Here is a 19,847-nt window from a genome sequence, read left to right as displayed (position 1 = left end):
AATATACTACTATAAGTAGTTTCTATGTGAATGGCGCCTCTTAAGTCTATCGAAATAATAGGAACCGGCATGCCTTTCGGAGTGCGAATACGCGTCAGCGGGCGCCATGCCTGCTTTTCCCGACCGGAAATGAAGACGGAGCGCGTTTCCTATGACGTCATCACGCCGTCGGCAGCGCGGGGTATCCTGGAGGCCATCCACTGGAAGCCCGCCATCCGCTGGACCATCGACCGCATCCATGTGCTGAAGCCCATCAACTTCCAATCCATCCGCCGTAACGAGGTGGGCGGCAAGATTCCGGTCAGCAGCGTGCGCGCCGCCATGAAGGCTGGGGCCGTCCATGACCTGCGTCTGGTGGTCAACGATGCGCGCCAGCAACGGGCCGCCACCATTCTGGTGGATGTGGATTACGTCATCGAGGCCCATTTCGACCTGACCGACCGCGCCGGCCCCGACGACACCCCCGCCAAGCATCATGAGATGTTCAGGCGGCGTGCGGCCAACGGCCAATGCTTCCACCAGCCTTGCCTGGGCACCCGCGAATTCCCCGCCGACTTTCAGCTTTGGACCGATCCCATCCCGGCCCACGCCTTGCCCGGCGACCAGGCGAACAAGGACCTGGGCTGGATGCTGCTGGATATCCACCACACGCCGACGAAGGGCGGGGGCCATGTCTGTGATGACGGCTGTGTGCCCCATTTCTTTCCCGCCCGGCTGAAGGACGGCATTCTGGCGGTGCCGCGCCTGGATGCGGCGGAGGTGCGGTCGTGACCATCCTGGCGGCGCTGAACCGGCATTATGACCGATTGGCCGACCAGGGCTTGGCGCCGCTGTTCGGCTACACCACCGAGAAGATCGGCTTCTGCCTGCTTCTGGCGGATGACGGTACTTTGGTCCGTGCCGTTGATTTGGGCGCCGCCGAAGGCCGCAAGCGGGTGGAGCGGCCCACGCCGGTGCCCAAGCCGCCCAAGCGCACCAGCGGCGTCAGTCCGGCCTTTGTCTGGGACAACAGCAAGTACGTGCTGGGCCTTACCCGCGACAAGGACGGCCAGACCATCCTGCCTTTCCCGGCCCACCAGGCGGCGTTCCGGGACCGGCATGAGCGGGCCTTGGCCGACAGCAACGACTCCGGCCTTGTGGCCCTGTTGATCTTCCTGCGGAATTGGTCCCTGGACGACTTCGCCGGCAGTGGCTTGCCCCCTGACATCCTGAACGCCAACATCGTCTTCGCCCTGGACAGCGACTATCGCGACCAGCACCGCTTCCTCCACGACCGCCCAGCCGCCCGCGCGCTTTGGGCCCGGGAAATGGCGGCGGAGGCCGGCAGCCCGCGGATGTGCCTGGTCACGGGCGAGATGGCGCCGCCGGCGCGTCTGCACCCGGCCATCAAGGGCGTCTGGGGGGCGCAAAGTTCGGGCGCCTCCCTGGTCTCCTTCAACCTGGACGCCTTCACCTCCTACGGCAAGGACCAGGGCGCCAACGCCCCGGTGTCGGAGGCTGCGGCCGCCGGCTATGGCGCGGCCTTGAACGCACTCCTGGAAAAAGGCAGTCGCAACCGCGTCCAGGTTGGCGACACCTCCGTGGCGTTCTGGGCCGACGCGTCTGGCGTTGGGGCCGATGCCGCGCGACGGGCGGAGGAGGCCGCCGCCGGCCTTTTGCTCTTTGAGGACGAAGAGGACGACGATGTCGGCCCCACGGATGAGGAGGAATCCGTCGAGGTCCGGGATCGGCTGGAGGACATATCCCACGGGCGTCCTCGTGCGCGTCTGGCCGCCGATGTCGATCCCAATACGCGCTTCTATCTGCTGGGGCTGGCCCCCAACGCCGCGCGGCTGTCCGTCCGGTTCTGGCATGACACGACCTTCGGCCCCTTTGTTGAGGCGCTGTCGGCCCACTGGCACGACCTGCGCATCGACCCGCCCGCCTGGAAGGGGCCACCCAAGTTGCAGGCCCTGTTGTACCCCACGGCGGTGCAGGGCAAGGCGGACAACATCCCGCCGCTGCTGGGCGGGGAGTTGATGCGCGCCGTGCTGAACCCCAACCAGGACTATCCGCGCACGCTGTTGTCCGCCGTGCTGCAACGCATCCGCGCCGGGGATCAGAACAACATGCCCCGGGTGTTCGCCGCCCGTGCCGCCATCTGCAAGGCCTGGTTGGCCCGCCACCACCGCCTTGCCCACCCCGACCGTCGTCAGGAGGATTTCCTCGTGAGTCTGGACCGCGCTGAAAAAGACCCGGCCTATCGCCTGGGCCGTTTGTTCGCCGTGCTGGAGGGTATCCAGTTCAAGGCCTTGGGTACCGTCAACGCCGGCATCCGCGACCGCTATTTCGGCGCCGCCTCGGCGACGCCCGCCGCCGTGTTCCCGCTGCTGCTGCGGGGCAGCAACCACCACCTGTCCGTCCTCCGCAAGAAACCGGCCACGCGGGGCTTGGCCGGCTGGTTCGAGAGCCAGATCGGCGAGATCGTCAACGAGTTGGCGCCCGATCTGCCGCGGCACCTGGGCCTGGAAAGCCAGGGCCGGTTCGTCGTCGGCTACTACCACCAGCGCAGCGACCGCGCCAAGCCCGCCACCGAAGAAGCGACCGAGCTCGCCGCCGACCAGGAGCCTTGATCCATGACCGCGCTCACCAACCGCTATGAATTCGTCTTCCTGTTCGACGTCACCAACGGCAACCCCAACGGCGATCCGGATGCCGGCAACCTGCCGCGGCTTGACCCGGAGACCAACCGGGGACTGGTCACGGACGTCTGTCTGAAGCGCAAGATCCGCAACTACGTGAACCTGGTCCAGGACGGGGAGCCGGGCTTCGGCATCTATGTCCAGGAAGGGGCGATCCTGAACGAGAAGCATCGAGAGGCCTACAAAGCGGTGCGGCCGAACGACGACGCGGTGGCGACCGCCAAGAAGCTGTCGCCCAAGAACGCGGAGGAAGAAACGGCCGTCCGAAGCTTCATGTGCCAGAATTTCTACGATGTCCGCACCTTCGGCGCCGTGATGGGCACGGGCATCAACTGCGGGCAGGTCCGTGGACCGGTCCAACTGGCCTTCGCCCAGTCGGTGGAACCCGTCCTTCCGCTGGAAATCTCCATCACCCGCATGGCGGCCACGGCCGAGGGCGAAGCCAAGAAGGGCGATGATGGCGAGGACGGGCGGCGCGACAACCGCACGATGGGCCGCAAGCACATCATCCCCTACGGCCTCTATCGCGCCCATGGCTATATCTCGGCCAAGCTGGCGGAACGCACCGGCTTCGGGGAAGCGGATCTGGAGCACCTGTGGCAGGCGCTGGAGCAGATGTTCGACCATGACCGTTCCGCGGCACGGGGGGAGATGGGCAGCCGCAAATTGATCGTCTTCCGTCACGCCAGCGCGCTGGGCAACGCCCCCGCCCCGGCCTTGTTCGAGCGGGTGGCGGTCCGCCGGCGTTTCAAGGGTGAGGATTACGCCTTGGATGGGGCGGGGTTGGACAACTTGCCGCCGGCGCGCAGCTTCGCTGATTACAGCGTCGCCGTGAACCGTGACGGGCTTCCCGCCGGGGTTGAGATCATCGAGCGGCTTTGACGCCATCAAGGGGCCGGCACCATGGACGATGAGGAACCCATCCCTCTGTCGGCCCTTCAGCATCACCTGTTCTGCCCCCGGCAGTGCGCCCTTATCCATGTGGAGCGGCAATGGGCGGAAAACGCCAGCACCGCCGAGGGCCGGCTTCTGCATGAGCGGGTGGACCAGCCGGGGCGCTCCCACCGCGACCGCGTCCGTACCGTGCGGTCCCTGCCTTTGCGCTGTCGCCGGCTGAACCTGATTGGCGTTGCCGACGTGGTGGAGTTCCAGGCGCCCGATCGTCGTCCCTATCCGGTGGAATTCAAGCGCGGGCGGCCCAAGGCGCACCGGGCGGACGAGGTTCAGCTTTGCGCCCAGGCGCTATGCCTGGAGGAGATGTTCGGCCAACCGGTGATGGAAGGCGCCCTGTTCTATGGCGAGAAGCGGCGTCGCATGCCCGTTGCCTTCGATACCGATCTGCGGACCCTGACGGAGCGGGTGGCGGCGGACGTTCGCGCCATGATCGACCAAGGTCGGACGCCGCCTCCGGTCCATGAGCCAAGCCGGTGCCGGCAGTGCTCCCTTGTCGACCTCTGCCAACCCCGGCGCTTGGCGGCGCCGCCCTCGGTGGCGGACTGGCTGCGCCGACACTTGCGGGACTGATCCCCATGCGCCAGCATCTCAACACCCTGTTCGTCACCACGGAGGGCGCCTGGCTGCGTAAGGACGGTGCCAACATCGTGGTGGAGGTGGAGGCCCGCGAAGTGGGCCGGGTGCCGGCCCATATGATGGGGGGAGTCGTCTGTTTCGGCCGGGTGGGAATGTCGCCGCCCCTGATGGCGTTCTGCGCGGAGCAAGGCATCGCCGTCAGTTTCCTGTCGGAGCACGGAAAATTCCTCGCCCGGGTGGAGGGGGCCCAATCCGGCAACGTCCTGCTGCGTCGCCAGCAATATCGCCTGACGGATGATCCCGCCGCCTGCGCGGCCCTCGCCGGAAGCATGATCGCGGCCAAGGCCGCCAACCAGCGTACGGTGTTGCGCCGTGCGTTGCGCGATCATGGGGATGCGCTGCCACAATCAGCCAACGCGCGGATTGACGACGCGCAGCGCCGGCTGGGGGACGCCGCGCGGCTGGCCGCTCAGGCCACCGACCTTGATGTGGCGCGTGGCTATGAGGGCGAGGCCGCGAACGCCTATTTCGGCGTTTTCGACTTACTGGTGCGCCGTGACGAGGCCGCGCTCCGCTTTGGCGGTCGCTCCCGCCGGCCGCCCTTGGATCCGCCGAACGCTTTGTTGTCCTTCCTCTACGCCATGGTGGGCCATGACTGCCGTTCGGCGCTGGAAACGGTGGGCCTCGATCCCCAAGTGGGGTTCCTGCACCGGGACCGGGCGGGGCGGGCTGGGCTGGCCTTGGATCTGATGGAGGAGTTGCGGCCCATCCTGGCCGACAGGGTGGCGCTCAGCCTGATCAACCGCGGCCAACTCTCGCCCAAGGATTTCGAGACCCGGGACGGGGGCGCCGTCCAGCTGCGCGATGATGCCCGCAAGCTTGTCCTGACCACTTATCAGGAACGCAAGCGGGACGAGATCACCCACCCGTTTCTGGATGAGAAGGTGACGTTGGGCCTGGTGCCCCATCTCCAAGCCCGCCTGCTGGCCCGGCATCTGCGGGGCGATCTGGACGGCTATCCGCCTTTCCTTTGGAAATGATTCCCCTGCGGCAGGGCGCCCTATGTTGATGCTGATCACCTACGACGTGAACACTGAGGACACCGCCGGCCGCCGCCGCTTGCGCCGTGTGGCGCGGGCCTGTCAAGACCATGGGCAGCGCGTACAATTCTCCGTCTTCGAATGCGAGGTCGACCCCGGGCAATGGGTCGCCCTGCGTGCCCGGCTGATCGCGGAAATAGACCCCGCGACGGATAGCCTGCGTTTTTACCACCTGGGCGCCAACGCCCAGCGGCGTATCGAGCATATCGGTGCCAAACCAGCCCAGGATCTGGGCGGCGCCTTGATCTTTTGACGCGCTCTCGCCGGGCGACCGAGATCGCGCGAACCAGAAGCACACATCTATTTCCTGGGAGGTTCGCGCGCCGAATTTTCCAGCCGTTGTCAGGGCCTTACTGTAAAATGGTCCGCCGGCTCGTGAGTGGCGATGCCCGGCAAGGCGAGGTTCGCGTAGACCAAGTGGTTTTATGTTCTTGGACAAGTGCATAGACTGACACAGCCGCCCTCCGTGCGAGGGCGTGGATTGAAACGCCATCTCCTCGGTGATCATCTGGCGCTTTTCCTGCCGCCCTCCGTGCGAGGGCGTGGATTGAAACGGTCCACCGATGAGCCGATCGGCACGGTGGTGACGCCGCCCTCCGTGCGAGGGCGTGGATTGAAACCTGACCGAAGGACCGACGGATCGGCGGTACCACGTCAGCCGCCCTCCGTGCGAGGGCGTGGATTGAAACCACGCCCTTGATCTCTCGCGGCCGTCGCTGCTGGTGGCCGCCCTCCGTGCGAGGGCGTGGATTGAAACAGAGTATATCCGTCTGCCAATCCAGGTGGGCTGGCCGCCCTCCGTGCGAGGGCGTGGATTGAAACGCCGCGACTTGCTGGTTGGCGAATGGATATTTGCCGGCCGCCCTCCGTGCGAGGGCGTGGATTGAAACACCACGACCTGGCCGGCATAGACGCCCTGTTGCAGGCCGCCCTCCGTGCGAGGGCGTGGATTGAAACTGCCCGGGGGCGACCCCCAGGTCAAGCTGAGCGAGCCGCCCTCCGTGCGAGGGCGTGGATTGAAACCGAGCCCGGGGGCATCGCCGTGACCTTGGCCAGGCGCGCCGCCCTCCGTGCGAGGGCGTGGATTGAAACCCCTGTATCGGGATCATGTGAGACGGCCTGCACGGCGCCGCCCTCCGTGCGAGGGCGTGGATTGAAACAAAACGACACCGTGTCGCTTTGGTCGTTCACCAAGGGCCGCCCTCCGTGCGAGGGCGTGGATTGAAACCTGGACGATCTGGGCGCGTGGTTGGCCTATGACGACGCCGCCCTCCGTGCGAGGGCGTGGATTGAAACTGGATTGGGATATCGTCCAGATTGAGGGCGCGTTGGCCGCCCTCCGTGCGAGGGCGTGGATTGAAACACGGCGGAATGGCCCAATCTTCTGACCGAGCCTGAGCCGCCCTCCGTGCGAGGGCGTGGATTGAAACTTGAGCGCGCACGATGGTCAGCGTGTCGCCGCTGGCCGCCCTCCGTGCGAGGGCGTGGATTGAAACCAGACGCATACCTCGGAGTGCAGGATCCATCCGGGCCGCCCTCCGTGCGAGGGCGTGGATTGAAACCGCGCCACAGACGCTCCAGGGCCTGCGCAGCGCGCGCCGCCCTCCGTGCGAGGGCGTGGATTGAAACACCAATCGTAATCCCCGATGTCCTTGGGCGCGGCAGCCGCCCTCCGTGCGAGGGCGTGGATTGAAACTGAGACAGTGCAAAGGCTGCATCCGGCCGCCATGCCGCCCTCCGTGCGAGGGCGTGGATTGAAACCCCACTGCGGGCGAGGCCAAGGCGGAATTTGTCGGGCCGCCCTCCGTGCGAGGGCGTGGATTGAAACCGCACCGGAGAATCCCTGTGGCCCGAAATGCGGCGCGCCGCCCTCCGTGCGAGGGCGTGGATTGAAACATGTCATCGCCTGGGCAGTCGTAATCGCCCGTGTGGCCGCCCTCCGTGCGAGGGCGTGGATTGAAACTCGACCGTCGATGGCGGAACGCAGGCCGTGCTGGGGCCGCCCTCCGTGCGAGGGCGTGGATTGAAACGCCAGTGGATTTCGGTGCCGCCGGGTTGTTTGATCGCCGCCCTCCGTGCGAGGGCGTGGATTGAAACGGTGAGCACGCCCCGCGCCCGCTGGACGGCGAAAGGCCGCCCTCCGTGCGAGGGCGTGGATTGAAACTGGTACTCGAACGCGCCCAGCGTGCGCTGCGGCCCGCCGCCCTCCGTGCGAGGGCGTGGATTGAAACGGCAGCAGCGGCAACGCCGCCCTGGCCATGCGGCCGCCGCCCTCCGTGCGAGGGCGTGGATTGAAACATTCTGAAGCAGCTGGGTGCGCTCTATGGCGTTACGCCGCCCTCCGTGCGAGGGCGTGGATTGAAACATTGGTGGGCATCAACGGAACCACCGCGCGCAGGAGCCGCCCTCCGTGCGAGGGCGTGGATTGAAACAGCCGCTGAGCGAGGCGGAGATTTCCACGGTTAGGGCCGCCCTCCGTGCGAGGGCGTGGATTGAAACGTCAAATCCTGGGAAGGGCTTCGCCTGACCGCCTAGCCGCCCTCCGTGCGAGGGCGTGGATTGAAACGCGGCTAGCGGCCAGGGTGATGCCGCATGACCACCGCCGCCCTCCGTGCGAGGGCGTGGATTGAAACGCCCCCTGTTCGGCAGCAGCGGCAACGCCGCCCTGCCGCCCTCCGTGCGAGGGCGTGGATTGAAACTATGCCGACACACGCCTGGAGCTGAGCCCGCTGGCCGCCGCCCTCCGTGCGAGGGCGTGGATTGAAACCTGATGGGCGTGGCCAGCAAGGCGGGGGCCCTGCGGCCGCCCTCCGTGCGAGGGCGTGGATTGAAACGCGATCTGGCTGGCCCACCGCGCCGTGACGCTGGGCCGCCCTCCGTGCGAGGGCGTGGATTGAAACTGGCCTATACCGACATGCACGCCGAAGGCTGAAAGCCGCCCTCCGTGCGAGGGCGTGGATTGAAACTGTCATGCCGATTACATCGAGCACCCGGTCCGTGGCCGCCCTCCGTGCGAGGGCGTGGATTGAAACGGCTTGGGTGTACTTCTTAACGGTCATGGCTATTGCCGCCCTCCGTGCGAGGGCGTGGATTGAAACAAGCTCTACTCGCACGGTGGCCGGAACAAAGACCGCCGCCCTCCGTGCGAGGGCGTGGATTGAAACGCCCAGTATGCAGGAAGACTGTCCGTACGAGGTTGCCGCCCTCCGTGCGAGGGCGTGGATTGAAACGTCGCACATACGCTGTGCCGTCCCGTAAGTGCAGGCCGCCCTCCGTGCGAGGGCGTGGATTGAAACTGCACCGTCTCCCGCATGTGGAAGCGGGGCTTCAGGCCGCCCTCCGTGCGAGGGCGTGGATTGAAACGACGTTCAGGGGCGCACCATCTTGATCCGGCGCGGCCGCCGCCCTCCGTGCGAGGGCGTGGATTGAAACCTCTGCATCGTCCTCGGGGTTCACGATGAAGGTGGCCGCCCTCCGTGCGAGGGCGTGGATTGAAACTATCCCTGTGCCGGGCCGATTGGTCCGGCCGGGGTTGCCGCCCTCCGTGCGAGGGCGTGGATTGAAACTCTTGACGATGTACGCCGCCAACGTATCCCACCCAGCCGCCCTCCGTGCGAGGGCGTGGATTGAAACACCGAAACCCACGTAATTCCGCGTGGGCTTCGCGGCCGCCCTCCGTGCGAGGGCGTGGATTGAAACATAGCCTGACCGATCGGGAACCCGGGGCCCACCTGGCCGCCCTCCGTGCGAGGGCGTGGATTGAAACGATGATCTGCGGTTTCTTCGCGTGGCCGTTGCCGGTGCCGCCCTCCGTGCGAGGGCGTGGATTGAAACTGCTCTGGCGGGATGGACCGACTGCCCCCGGCGGCCGCCCTCCGTGCGAGGGCGTGGATTGAAACTTGATCGTCGCGAGGTGTTCCTCCATGCACCTGAGCCGCCCTCCGTGCGAGGGCGTGGATTGAAACGGCACGTCCCCGTGGGGGATCGCGCCAACCGGAAGGCCGCCCTCCGTGCGAGGGCGTGGATTGAAACGGTGACGAGTGATGGACGGCGCGCCCGTCCGGCTCTGCCGCCCTCCGTGCGAGGGCGTGGATTGAAACGTCATGCCGGGGATCGGGAGCGCCTGGCCCGTCAGGCCGCCCTCCGTGCGAGGGCGTGGATTGAAACAGTCGCTCACGCGGCCCAGCCGCTACCCCGGGCGGGCCGCCCTCCGTGCGAGGGCGTGGATTGAAACACGAGCGTCGGCGCGGGCAGCCTGGACGCGGCGACGCCGCCCTCCGTGCGAGGGCGTGGATTGAAACAGCTGCTCATCAGCGTAGGCACGGCATTCCGTCGGCCGCCCTCCGTGCGAGGGCGTGGATTGAAACGCGCTCCGGGCCTGGCCATTTGGCGATGTCGGTCTTGCCGCCCTCCGTGCGAGTGTGAATCAGCACCGAAGTGGGACCCCGGCCAAATGAGGCCCAACATGCTGATGCACCAGCAGGATCTGCCCCGCAGTGGGGTTCCGAGCGGCGCCGGTCGGGTCTACGCTTTTCCATAGATTTTATTAAGTTTTTCAATACCTGCCCTGGTCATGAAGGAGGGCCCCTTTGGTGCCGGCTCACAGCCAAGGCGCTGGAGATGGAGAAGCTCAAGATCCAACTCGCCCGCTTGCGGCGGATGCAGTTCGGTTCGTCTTCCGAGAAGATCGCCCGCGAGATCGAGCAGCTTGAGCTGTCGCTGGAGGACCTGGAGGCCACAACCGCCGCTGAAATGATGATGGTCGGTGCCGACCTGTTGCCGACGGCACCGCTTGAGAGGGCGCCCGAGGCCCGCACCAGGGCTGGCCGGCGCAAGCTGCCGGAACACTTGCCGCGTACCGAGATCGTGCATGCGCCGCACGACGCCTGTCCCTCGTGCGGCGGTGCTGCACGCCGACGACACGCCGGTTCCCGTGCTTGAGCCCGGGCGAGGCAAGACCAAGACGGGACGGTTGTGGGTCTACCTGCGTGACGAACGCCCCCATGCCGGACAAGGCCCGCCGGCGGTGCTGTACCGCTACACGCCCGACCGCAAGGGCGAGCATCCGCAACGGGAACTGGCCGGCTTCCGTGGGCACCTGCATGCCGATGGCTATGGCGGGTTCGATGCCCTGTACGACGGCGGCAGGATCGCCGAAGTGGCCTGCATGGCGCATGTGCGCCGCAAGTTCTTCGACGAACACGTCGAAACCGGCTCTCCCTTGGCCGCGGAGGTGCTCAAGCGCATCGGGGTGCTGTTCGACGTCGAACGTTCCCTGGTCGGCCTGTCGGCCGAGGAACGCAGCCTGCTTCGCCAAGCCAAGGCTCGGCCAGCCCTGGACGAACTGGCCGCCTTCCTCGATGCCACGCTGCTGCGCATCCCCGGCAAAGGCGACCTGGCCAAGGCCATCCGCTACGCCCGCTCGCGGTGGATGGCGCTGACGCGCTATGTGGACGACGGCCGGCTGGAGCTCTCCAACAACGCCGCCGAGCGGGCGATCAGGCCCCTGGCCATCGGAAGACGCAACTGGATGTTCGCCGGTTCCGACGCCGGTGGGGAAAGGACCGCCGCGATCTACACCATCACTCAGACCACCAAGCTCAACGGCCTCGATCCCCAGGCCTATCTGCGCGACGTACTCGACCGCATCGCCGACCATCCCATCAACGGCATCACTGGGCTGCTACCCTGGAACATCGTCCAGAGGCCCTGAGCCGCGCGCGGATCAACCAGAGCAGGCCGTAGCCGTCAGACGACGCTTACAATCCGCTCTATCATGAACAGGTTACGAGCCAGCTGCGATCAGGGCTGATCGCAGTTGGCTCTATGTCATCTCATTTAAGAGACGATCTCCACATAGCGGGCGGGATGTCACCAACCTCAAAGAGGGAAGTGGGATCCATCTCGGTCAAGCCACGCTGGCATCATAGGGGTTGTGTAGGCGGGCGCCGAAGGCCGCGTTCAGGTTGGCTGGCGGTGGTGCTTCAGCCTGCGTCGAACTAAAATAATATGGACCGACTATTGTTTTAGGTCGCCATCGATTGGATGAGCCTGCAAATGGCGGGGTGATTTTCCCCAGAAGTTGGAGTGCGCCCCTTGGGGTGGACACCGCGGGTGTAAAAGATTGACGGTAACGTCGGGCCTTGCAGGAATGGGGTCATGGCGAAGCACCGAGTTCATAGCATCGCGTTCAAACGCCAGGTTGTCGCCGAGTACGCGGCCGGGGAAGCCCTGTACGGCCTGGCGAGGCGGCATGGCATCTGCCGCAACCTGATCCGGGTTTGGGTGGCCAAGGCGGAGACCGGGGAATTCGACGAGGAGGTTGAGGCGTCGAACCTGCTGGCGGAATACGAAGGGCGGATCGCCGCCCTGGAAAGGCTGGTCGGCCGGCAGGCGCTGGAGATCGAGTTTCTAAAGGGGGCGCTGAAGCACGGACGGTCCAGCAAAAGCGGGACTACATCCGTGATTGCCGGCCCGCCGGCCTCAGCGTCGCCGAAGGCTGCCGGCTGATGGGCATCGCACGCTCCACCTACTATGACGTCCCCGTCGAGACGGATGGCGACGCCATGATCCTGGGCCGGATGAAGGCCATCTGCGCCGAGTTCGAAAGCTACGGCTATCGGCGGGTTGGCGCGGAACTGCGGCACCAGGGGCTCGTGGTCAACAGCAAGAAGGTGCGCCGGCTCATGCGCGAGCATGATCTGCAACCCCGGCACCGGCGGCGTTTCGTCGCTACGACCGACAGCGACCACGACGAGCCGATTTTCCCGAACCGCGTGCCGGACATGACGCTCACCGGGCCCGACCAGCTCTGGGTCGGCGACATCACCTACGTCGCCGTGGCGGTCGGCTTCGTCTACGTGGCCGTAATCCTGGATGCCTGGTCCCGCCGCGTCGTGGGGTATGCGATCAGCCGCTCCATTGACGCCCGGCTTACGATCGCGGCCCTGAAGGCCGCCATCACCGCGCGAAGCCCTCCCGCCGGGTGCGTCCAACACACCGGCCGGGGCAGTCAATATGCCAGTGCCGTCTACCGCAAGATCCTGGCTGACAACGGCTTGGTCGGATCCATGAGCCGGCGCGGCAACCCGTATGACAACGCGAAAGCCGAAAGCTTCATGAAGACGCTGAAGGTCGAAGCCGTCTATCCCATGGCCTACGAGACCTTCGATGACGTCGTGGCCGATCTGCCACGCTTCATCGACCAAGTGTACAATGCCCGGCGCCTTCATTCAGCGCTGGGCTATCTCAGTCCCGTCGCTTTTGAGGAGCAACACGCCCGACCGCCTGTCAATTCCGCAGCTTGAAACTGTCCACCCCAAGGGGCGCACTCCAAGCAGCGTTGCCGAAAATAGAGACGTTATCAGCCCACTCGCTTCTTGTGGCCGTTTCTCTCCCCGCTTCGTAGGCTGAAGCCAGCGCATTTGTGCAAGGGGACATGAAATGACCGGCTGTCAGTATATCCACATCCAGTCTCACCCGTTGTTTCGATCAAAAAAGGCCGGGCCAAATTCCACGCGCCCGCTCGATGAGGTCATCGCAGAAGCGGCAAGGGTGCCAGGCAATTGCGGGCATGTCGCTTCACCCCTGCCTCCGCGTGTCCATGGCCTTCCCCTAACTGAGCTCATAAATGAAATCGGAAATAGAGTGTTGGAAGCTGGTCGAATAGCCGGCAGGAAAATTAGGAAAGATCGAAGGGTTTTCATGTCCATGGTGTTAAGTTATCCGCTTCCAGCGCATCAAGTCGCTGATGCAGATTTGGAAAAATGGATACGCTTATCCATTGATTGGGCCATATTTTGGGCCAAGGCGCATCGGTTGGATTTTCGCACTTCAGTCCATCATAAGGACGAACCTTACCCACATATGCACCTCTACTTTCTGCCGCGACCTGAGGACGGCATGAGGGCGGATGATTGTCACCCTGGGAAGGTGGCGAAAAAGCTGGCGGAAGACCAGGCTCGAAATGAGGGAATTATCGGCAAGAATATCACCCGTGCCGGCAATAAAGCCTACAAGGCCGCGATGGTAGCTTTCCAGGATGAATACTGGGAAAAAGTGGGTATCGTCGTGGGACTTACCCGCACAGGGCCCCGCCGGCGGCGACTTAGTCAAGGGGATTGGCAACGCGAAAAGGCCAGCGCGGCCCGATTGGCCAAAGCGCGTAGCGAGGCCGCGGACCTTGTGACCCGCGAGGCCGCGCTGGAGGTAAGGCAGCGGGAATTGCAAGAGCGGGAGACTGCCTTTGAGCAACGTATGACCCTGGAGCAGTCATGGACTGCCGATCAACTCAGAGGGCTGGAGGTGGGCCGCGCCGCCGTCAGTGGTGCCCTGAAGGCGATGGCCAACGACCTGTCCCCCAGTGTCGCGGAAGAGGTCAAGCGGTTGTTGGAGCAGGCCGGGGATATCACCTCGACCGTAGCCGTTCTGAAGGCGACGGCAGGCAGGCAGTTGAGAGCGTCCCGTGCCGGCGATGAATTGGACATGGACGGATGAGGCCTTCAGTCGCATTCAATCGCTGGGCGAGGCTGGATAGGATCGTTCACCATCTGGGCTCGGGCCCTGGGCGGGCGGCCTGCGGTAGCCCTGGCGCAACGGCTGATGGTGCCGGTGAGTAACGACAGCCGCTGCGCGTTGTTCGCCGCCGGGGCATTCCCAGAGCCGTGCCGCCCACCGTTATCGGTGTCAATGACTGGGCTTGGCGGCGCAATCAGCGCTACGGAATCCTGATCTGTGACCTGGAGCGCCACCGGACCGTCGCGTTGTCGCCGGATCGCAATCCGGCAAGCGTCTAGGCTTGGCTGGAAGGCCAGTCCCAGGTCAGTACCGTCGCGCGGGGTGGAAGCCGGCCAGCGCGGCAACGTCCCGCTGCACCGGCGCGAACACCGTCAGATTGATGATCCTGGGGCGGGTGCCGTCATCGCCGGCGCCATCGTGGCCACCAAGCCCGCCAACCGCCGTACGGTGCTGCGTCGGGCCTTGCGCGACCACGGCGACATGATGGCGGCACCGGGTCGCGCTCGGATCGATGACGCCCAAAGCAGGCTGGGCGATGCCGCCCGGCTGGCGATGCAAGACACGGACCTGGTGCGGGACCATGAGAGCGACGGCGCCAACGAATGCGAGGTAGAACCGGCGCAATGGGCGGCCCTGCGCAGGCGTTTGGTCGGGGAAATAAACCCGTCATCCGACAGCTTGAGGTTTTATAATCTGGGCGCCAATGCCAGTCGGCGTGTGGAGCACATCGGCGCCAAGCCCGCCCAGGACCTGGATGGCCCTCTGATCTTCTGATCGACGCGCGGACAGGACGCGCTTGGGCAAAGCCCGCGCGAACCCCAAGCCCACACGAGATTCCCGGCAGGTCCGCGCTGACTAATATGAATTATAATTCAAAGGCCTGGATAAAGCCGCCGGCAATGGACACCCTCTGAGCGACGTCTGCGAGGCAAGGTTCGCGCCGCTCGGCCTCTGGCCTGTTCTTGGACAAGTGCATAAACTGCCAGAGTCGCTCCCCACACGGGAGCGTGGATTGAAACTGATGGTGTGACCGCCACCCCTCTAGCGGTCGATGGTCGCTCCCCACACGGGAGCGTGGATTGAAACAGGACGATGGACGCCATTTAGATCAGCTCCTCGACTGTCGCTCCCCACACGGGAGCGTGGATTGAAACAGCCTCTATCCGCTCTGCTGCATCGGTGAGGCACGTCGCTCCCCACACGGGAGCGTGGATTGAAACACCGTGGTGATGATCCATTCCACCGGGCTGTAGCGTCGCTCCCCACACGGGAGCGTGGATTGAAACGAGATGCGGAACTTGCTCATTACGATCCGCCATGTGTCGCTCCCCACACGGGAGCGTGGATTGAAACCTCGACCCGGGCTGCCGTGATGCTGCTGGCGGGGGTCGCTCCCCACACGGGAGCGTGGATTGAAACCGGCTGTCGTCGACCCGGTCCTTCCGAGCCATACGGTCGCTCCCCACACGGGAGCGTGGATTGAAACCTTGCCGTCGCAGGTGGCGCCCATGGCGCGGGCGGTCGCTCCCCACACGGGAGCGTGGATTGAAACGTCGCCCTGGGGGGCGCCCTGGCGGCAACCGTCCTGGTCGCTCCCCACACGGGAGCGTGGATTGAAACAGTCGCAGCTTGGCCGCAACCTCACGGATCGTGGGTCGCTCCCCACACGGGAGCGTGGATTGAAACCCGTCAGAATGTGGATCAGGAACCGCGTGAGCATGTCGCTCCCCACACGGGAGCGTGGATTGAAACGCGTCAGCGGGTTTCCATGGTTTTCCTCCCCAAACGTCGCTCCCCACACGGGAGCGTGGATTGAAACGCTGGCATGGGCGGGGCGTGCCAGGGCCTGGAGGGTCGCTCCCCACACGGGAGCGTGGATTGAAACCTGCGCCGGGTCAAGGCGGACGTCGGCTTGGAGCGTCGCTCCCCACACGGGAGCGTGGATTGAAACCTTTCCACCTCGAACTGCCGCATGAGATCAGCGGCGTCGCTCCCCACACGGGAGCGTGGATTGAAACCTCATGAGAGGGAAGTCATGACACGACGGATCAATCGTCGCTCCCCACACGGGAGCGTGGATTGAAACCTCGCCGGCGCCGTCGTCACCCTGGCCGGCGGCAGTCGCTCCCCACACGGGAGCGTGGATTGAAACATTCGTCAGGTACTAGAGAGACTGGCTGAGAGCGAGTCGCTCCCCACACAGGAGCGTGGATTGAAACTTCAGCGGGTTGATCAGGGCCATTTTCAGGCCCGTCGCTCCCCACACGGGAGCGTGGATTAAAACCTGAACGGGAACTACGTCGAAACCATCGGCGGCAAGGTCGCTCCCCACACGGGAGCATAGATGGAAGCGATGGACGGATCACACCCAACCGAACTGCAGCTGCCCCCCTGTTTGGGGCCAGCGGCAGGTGAGCGTTGGATGAATACTGCTGGCCTCGGGACATGACCGGCCCTCTTCGGCCGGCCCCCGGACGGCCGGTTACCCCGCGATCTCGATGCCTCCGTCAGCCGCAAAGCGTCGGCCGAGACCGTTCATCCGCATGACGTCGAAGATCAATGGTAGCAACAGCAGACCAGCCCCAAACGCCAAGCAACCCAGAAGGGCAAAGACGATCAGCGCGGCGAGCGGCTGCGCCCCCGGAAGTGAGTAGTAGAGCTTGCCGGAGGCATTCCGAACAGCCAGAACAAGCGCCTTGTTGGCCGATGGCCGGAAGACGTAGAGGGTGGTGTTCCGCATGTGGCTTTCTTGGACAAAGACGTCCAGGACGTTAGGGACTACGACACCGCTCAGGATGGTGTCGTCCACCTGCATCATCGAGTAGGTGCAGGAATTTTGCTCGATCGTGGAATTACCCAGCCGGCGCAGCTGACCGGTAACTTGCTGCAATTGGGTCATGATGGTTCTCCTCTCCAAAATTGCGTTCAGGAGTCGCTGATAAGAGCCCCGGGATGGCTGGGGGCGCATCGAACGGAGATTTTCGGGAAGGGGAGAGACCAGCCGTGGGGACCTGGCCGTATCAGCCCTTCACGTACCGTATTCGGTGCTCGGCAGAGAGCTCGACCGAAATCTCGCCCTTCCCGGTCACACTGACCGGTAGGGATATTCCTGGCTGGAGTTGGACGAACCATCGATCGCCATCGTGGGTGTAGGACTGCACAGGAATAGCAGTGGTGAAGCCGTCCGGCGTCACAAGACTTTTTTCCTGAAACTCAATGATCTCTCCCAGTTGGCCAGCGGCCATCCGCTGCTCCGTCGTGGCGCCGGGGGCCATCTTCCACCTGCCGATCAACGGATTCTTGTCACCGCACCCGCCAAGCGCGAGCACAGACGCCGCCATGATAGCGGCCGCGAAAATGCGACCCGAGGAGCGAAAGGAGAAGGTCATGAGTGACTTCCGATAATCGAAGGATTGGCAAGCTGACGAAGCAAAATCCGTATTTTAATGCGGATTCAAGTGATATTACCGCATATAAATCGGTTCCGACAACCCCTTTTTCCGCACATCATGCGTCTATGGACGTGAGAACTCGTGTGGCGATGCGGATTAAAGCCATCCGCAAACGGCGGGGCCTAAGTCAGGAGGCCCTGGCTGCTCTTATTGATCGTTCGCCGGATGCCATTTCCAACCTGGAGCGGGGCGTGTCGACTCCGGCCTACGACACCCTGGACTTGCTGGCCAAAGGCCTGGGCGTGCCGCTCGCGGAGTTCTTTGTGGAAGAGGGTGACGACCCCCGGCGCACGGAAGCGATGGCGCGGTTGAATGATGCCGCCCGGCAATTGGACAGCCGTCGGTTGGCAACCGCAGCCGCGATCGTGGAGCTCCTTGCGGCTGAACCCTTCAAAGAAGCATAGCAGGCTGCAACCGTATTTCGGGCTGGCGGGGCTTCTGACTATTTGACCTTCGCGTGCGTGCCTGACCTACCCGCGCTTATACGGGCGCAGATGCAGCAGATTGATTGGCAGCTTGACCTTTTCGATGACCCGCTTGGCCTCGGCCTCGCTCAATTCACGGCCATAGCCGGCGCCTACGCTGTCCCCTTCATGGCCGAACACCTTGTTGATGAGCTCGGGATGCAGGTCCGCTGCCCGCAGCGCCTGCCTGAAGGAGTGGCGAAAAGAATAGGCGACCAGCGCCGGGTCGGTGAGGCCGATATCATCCAGGTAGCGGTTCAGCCATTTGGACCAATCGGCGGAGGCCTCGGGGCCTTCCAGCATCTTCCGGCCCCGGCGCTGCTGCGCCTTGGTCCAATCATCCAATCCAATGCTCCATAGCTCCGGCAGAACGGGAACGAGCCGCGGGCCCGCCGACGTTTTGGTGGCATGCCGGAAGTCGAAGCACCTGACGGTGCCGCACTCGACCAATTCCGCGGGCAGGGCGGCGATCTCCTCAGTTCGGGCGCCGGTGGCCAATGCGATGAGGAAGAACCAATAGGGTTCATCCCGATACAGCCTGGCGCCGGGTTTGGACCGACGCCTCATGGATTGGCAGCCGGTGAAGAGGGGGCTGTTGAAAATAGTCTTGAGCTCGTCGGGCCGAAAACCCCGGCGCGCCGTCTTGGCCATCCGCTCTTCGCGCGTCTCGGCACGGGGCTGCACACCGTCCGTCGGATCGGTCGTGATCAGATCGACGCCGACGGCCCATTTGAAATAGGTCTTCACGTGGCCCAGCAGCTTCTTGATGCTGGCCAGGGACATGTGGCTGCGCCCGGTGCGGTTGATCGGCTTGTCGCGTAGGTGCTGGGCGAAGCGGGTGATGTCGGCCTTGGTGACCGCACCGATCGGCTTGGTGCCGATTAGGGCCGCCAACTCGCGGAAGGCCTGCTGGTAGGAAACTTGGGCGCCCTCGCCAATACCGGGCCTGTCCGCCAGGAAGCGGGCCCAGTGGCTGTCCCAGGAGGGCGCCGGGATGGCAGGGGCCTCATCCGGCTGCCCGCCCATGGCCGTTCGCAATTCCCGGCCGACGGCGACCGCCGTTTCCGCCTGTGCCGCCAGCAGGTCGCGCGAGGCCAGCCAGAGCTCGAAACCCTTCTTCAGGGCCGCCCCGTTCTGAACGGCGACATTCAGCGTCTTGGCCAGGACTTCCTGCCTTTCCAGGGCGGCCATCACATCCTTGAGTTCGCGTGCATGGACGCGAAGCGTCTCGCCCTGCCGCTCTTGGGCATAGACGGCCTCGACCTTGCCCTGCAGCCGGGCATCGAACGTTGCCGCGAACCGGGTTCGGTCCTCCGACGACAGGGCCGCCAGGTCCTCAAGGGGAATGGTCTGGAGCTCGTCCAGCGACATGCTGTCCAGACGCTTGCCCAAGGCTGCCAGAATATCCATGCGCAGATCATGCCATGCCCGGCGCAACCGCGCCAAGGCGGGCGGAACGGCATCGCGCGCCTCCCGCGGATTGGCGGTCTTGAGGCTTTCGACATGGTGCCGGCGCCGCAGCAGCGGCAACAGGTCCGCCGGCGTGCGGACCTTCAGAAAGTAGGTCTGGCGCCGCAGTGTCGTGTAGGGAATGCGGGGCAATTCGAGGCCTCGTCCGTGTGCCACAACCGTGTGCCACAACGCTTTTCGGCGATCCTGGAATTGCTGAGCAACATCAACAGCTTATGAGCCGGATGGCGTCCCCTAGGGGATTCGAACCCCTGTTACCGCCGTGAGAGGGCGGTGTCCTAGGCCTCTAGACGAAGGGGACGAGGCCGTGTGAGGGCGGTGATGTACGCGAGCGGCGCGGGGAGGTCAAGGGGTTTGTTGAGGACTTGGGGGAGGTTGGCTGGGGTGGGGCCGTGGGGCGGGACTGTGGGGCTGCGGGGGTGGGGAAGGGTGGGGTGGTTGGGGGGCATGGGACGGCGAAAAGTGGGTTGGGGCCCTTATCCACGCGTGTGCGCGAGCATATATAGGGGTTCCTGAGCTTGATCAAAAATCGTCATGTGACTGCAAAATTCCTGTAGACAGGGGGTGGTTGGGGTCACTATAACCCCGTTCACCGACGCGGCGGGCGACAACGAACGGCGCGACGGCGAAGCG

The 19,847-nt window shown here is 64.7% G+C and carries 14 protein-coding genes, 1 tRNA gene, 1 pseudogene and 2 CRISPR repeat arrays; of the genes and pseudogenes, 12 read left to right on the top strand and 4 right to left on the bottom strand.

From position 1 onward, the window contains the following. The first annotated feature begins 30 nt into the window (after nt 1–30). The 11 genes and pseudogenes from cas5c to UAJ10_RS05240 all read left to right on the top strand — a co-directional run bounded on the left by cas5c (nt 31) and on the right by UAJ10_RS05240 (nt 14,602). A complete protein-coding gene (gene cas5c, locus UAJ10_RS05290) occupies nt 31–771 on the top strand; it encodes a type I-C CRISPR-associated protein Cas5c (protein WP_463667858.1) in 741 nt (246 codons plus the stop codon). Next, nucleotides 768–2,612, top strand: coding sequence for a type I-C CRISPR-associated protein Cas8c/Csd1 (gene cas8c, locus UAJ10_RS05285; protein ID WP_322914305.1), 1,845 nt, complete (start codon nt 768–770; stop codon nt 2,610–2,612). The genes cas5c and cas8c overlap by 4 nt, the downstream gene beginning before the upstream one ends. 3 nt (nt 2,613–2,615) lie before the next feature. Further along, complete coding sequence (gene cas7c / locus UAJ10_RS05280; protein WP_322914304.1) at nt 2,616–3,563, top strand: type I-C CRISPR-associated protein Cas7/Csd2; 948 nt, start codon at nt 2,616–2,618, stop codon at nt 3,561–3,563. Between the two features lie 21 nt (nt 3,564–3,584). After that, complete coding sequence (gene cas4, locus UAJ10_RS05275) at nt 3,585–4,205, top strand: CRISPR-associated protein Cas4 (RefSeq protein ID WP_322914303.1); 621 nt, start codon at nt 3,585–3,587, stop codon at nt 4,203–4,205. Nucleotides 4,206–4,210: 5 nt separating this feature from the next. Further along, nucleotides 4,211–5,251, top strand: a complete 1,041-nt coding sequence (gene cas1c / locus UAJ10_RS05270) for a type I-C CRISPR-associated endonuclease Cas1c (protein ID WP_322914302.1) — start codon at nt 4,211–4,213, stop codon at nt 5,249–5,251. A gap of 28 nt (nt 5,252–5,279) precedes the next feature. Next, a complete protein-coding gene (gene cas2, locus UAJ10_RS05265; protein ID WP_463667857.1) occupies nt 5,280–5,564 on the top strand; it encodes a CRISPR-associated endonuclease Cas2 in 285 nt (94 codons plus the stop codon). Nucleotides 5,565–5,767: 203 nt separating this feature from the next. Next, a CRISPR array of direct repeats spans nt 5,768–9,678; the repeat unit is 32 nt; unit sequence GCCGCCCTCCGTGCGAGGGCGTGGATTGAAAC. A 178-nt stretch (nt 9,679–9,856) separates the two neighbouring features. Next, a pseudogene (tnpC, locus tag UAJ10_RS05260) lies at nt 9,857–11,024 on the top strand (IS66 family transposase). Nucleotides 11,025–11,470: 446 nt separating this feature from the next. Next, nucleotides 11,471–11,821 (top strand): transposase, encoded by a 351-nt coding sequence (locus UAJ10_RS05255; protein ID WP_322914300.1) that lies wholly within the window; start codon nt 11,471–11,473, stop codon nt 11,819–11,821. Continuing rightward, a complete protein-coding gene (locus tag UAJ10_RS05250; protein WP_322914502.1) occupies nt 11,770–12,618 on the top strand; it encodes an IS3 family transposase in 849 nt (282 codons plus the stop codon). The genes UAJ10_RS05255 and UAJ10_RS05250 overlap by 52 nt, the downstream gene beginning before the upstream one ends. 397 nt (nt 12,619–13,015) lie before the next feature. After that, nucleotides 13,016–13,807, top strand: a complete 792-nt coding sequence (locus UAJ10_RS05245) for a plasmid recombination protein (protein WP_322914299.1) — start codon at nt 13,016–13,018, stop codon at nt 13,805–13,807. A 237-nt stretch (nt 13,808–14,044) separates the two neighbouring features. Continuing rightward, the gene (locus UAJ10_RS05240; protein WP_322914298.1) at nt 14,045–14,602 is read left to right on the top strand and encodes a CRISPR-associated endonuclease Cas1; all 558 of its coding nucleotides are present in this window, start codon (nt 14,045–14,047) and stop codon (nt 14,600–14,602) included. A 213-nt stretch (nt 14,603–14,815) separates the two neighbouring features. Beyond that, nucleotides 14,816–16,180: a CRISPR direct-repeat array (repeat unit 32 nt; unit sequence GTCGCTCCCCACACGGGAGCGTGGATTGAAAC). A 130-nt stretch (nt 16,181–16,310) separates the two neighbouring features. Here the strand turns inward: UAJ10_RS05240 and UAJ10_RS05235 are convergent. Both UAJ10_RS05235 and UAJ10_RS05230 read right to left on the bottom strand, forming a co-directional pair. After that, nucleotides 16,311–16,727, bottom strand: a complete 417-nt coding sequence (locus UAJ10_RS05235) for a hypothetical protein (RefSeq protein WP_322914297.1) — start codon at nt 16,725–16,727, stop codon at nt 16,311–16,313. Between the two features lie 121 nt (nt 16,728–16,848). Next, the gene (locus UAJ10_RS05230; protein WP_322914296.1) at nt 16,849–17,217 is read right to left on the bottom strand and encodes a hypothetical protein; all 369 of its coding nucleotides are present in this window, start codon (nt 17,215–17,217) and stop codon (nt 16,849–16,851) included. A gap of 2 nt (nt 17,218–17,219) precedes the next feature. On the opposite strand from UAJ10_RS05230, the gene UAJ10_RS05225 reads away from it, so the two are divergent. After that, nucleotides 17,220–17,684 carry a helix-turn-helix domain-containing protein gene (locus UAJ10_RS05225; RefSeq protein ID WP_322914295.1) on the top strand — a complete coding sequence of 155 codons (465 nt, stop codon included), beginning with the start codon at nt 17,220–17,222 and terminating at the stop codon, nt 17,682–17,684. Nucleotides 17,685–17,750: 66 nt separating this feature from the next. On the opposite strand, the gene UAJ10_RS05220 is transcribed toward UAJ10_RS05225, so the two are convergent. Both UAJ10_RS05220 and UAJ10_RS05215 read right to left on the bottom strand, forming a co-directional pair. After that, nucleotides 17,751–19,346 carry a DUF6538 domain-containing protein gene (locus UAJ10_RS05220; RefSeq protein WP_322914294.1) on the bottom strand — a complete coding sequence of 532 codons (1,596 nt, stop codon included), beginning with the start codon at nt 19,344–19,346 and terminating at the stop codon, nt 17,751–17,753. 93 nt (nt 19,347–19,439) lie between these two features. Then, a tRNA-Glu gene (locus tag UAJ10_RS05215) sits at nt 19,440–19,515 on the bottom strand. Between the last annotated feature and the right edge of the window lie 332 nt (nt 19,516–19,847).

The sequence above is a fragment of the Nitrospirillum guaranorum genome, assembly GCF_034653275.1.
Classification (GTDB): domain Bacteria; phylum Pseudomonadota; class Alphaproteobacteria; order Azospirillales; family Azospirillaceae; genus Nitrospirillum.
Note: the sequence above shows the minus strand (reverse complement) of the source record. Positions and strands in the feature narration are given on the sequence as shown.

What these genes read in the sequence shown, in the direction of transcription:
- cas5c (WP_463667858.1), top strand. Translation starts at nt 31, where the DNA reads ATGGCGCCTCTTAAGTCTATCGAAATAATAGGAACCGGCATGCCTTTC.
- cas7c (WP_322914304.1), top strand. Translation starts at nt 2,616, where the DNA reads ATGACCGCGCTCACCAACCGCTATGAATTCGTCTTCCTGTTCGACGTC.
- cas4 (WP_322914303.1), top strand. Translation starts at nt 3,585, where the DNA reads ATGGACGATGAGGAACCCATCCCTCTGTCGGCCCTTCAGCATCACCTG.
- cas1c (WP_322914302.1), top strand. Translation starts at nt 4,211, where the DNA reads ATGCGCCAGCATCTCAACACCCTGTTCGTCACCACGGAGGGCGCCTGG.
- cas2 (WP_463667857.1), top strand. Translation starts at nt 5,280, where the DNA reads ATGCTGATCACCTACGACGTGAACACTGAGGACACCGCCGGCCGCCGC.
- UAJ10_RS05255 (WP_322914300.1), top strand. Translation starts at nt 11,471, where the DNA reads ATGGCGAAGCACCGAGTTCATAGCATCGCGTTCAAACGCCAGGTTGTC.
- UAJ10_RS05245 (WP_322914299.1), top strand. Translation starts at nt 13,016, where the DNA reads ATGTCCATGGTGTTAAGTTATCCGCTTCCAGCGCATCAAGTCGCTGAT.
- UAJ10_RS05235 (WP_322914297.1), bottom strand. Translation starts at nt 16,727, where the DNA reads ATGACCCAATTGCAGCAAGTTACCGGTCAGCTGCGCCGGCTGGGTAAT.
- UAJ10_RS05230 (WP_322914296.1), bottom strand. Translation starts at nt 17,217, where the DNA reads ATGACCTTCTCCTTTCGCTCCTCGGGTCGCATTTTCGCGGCCGCTATC.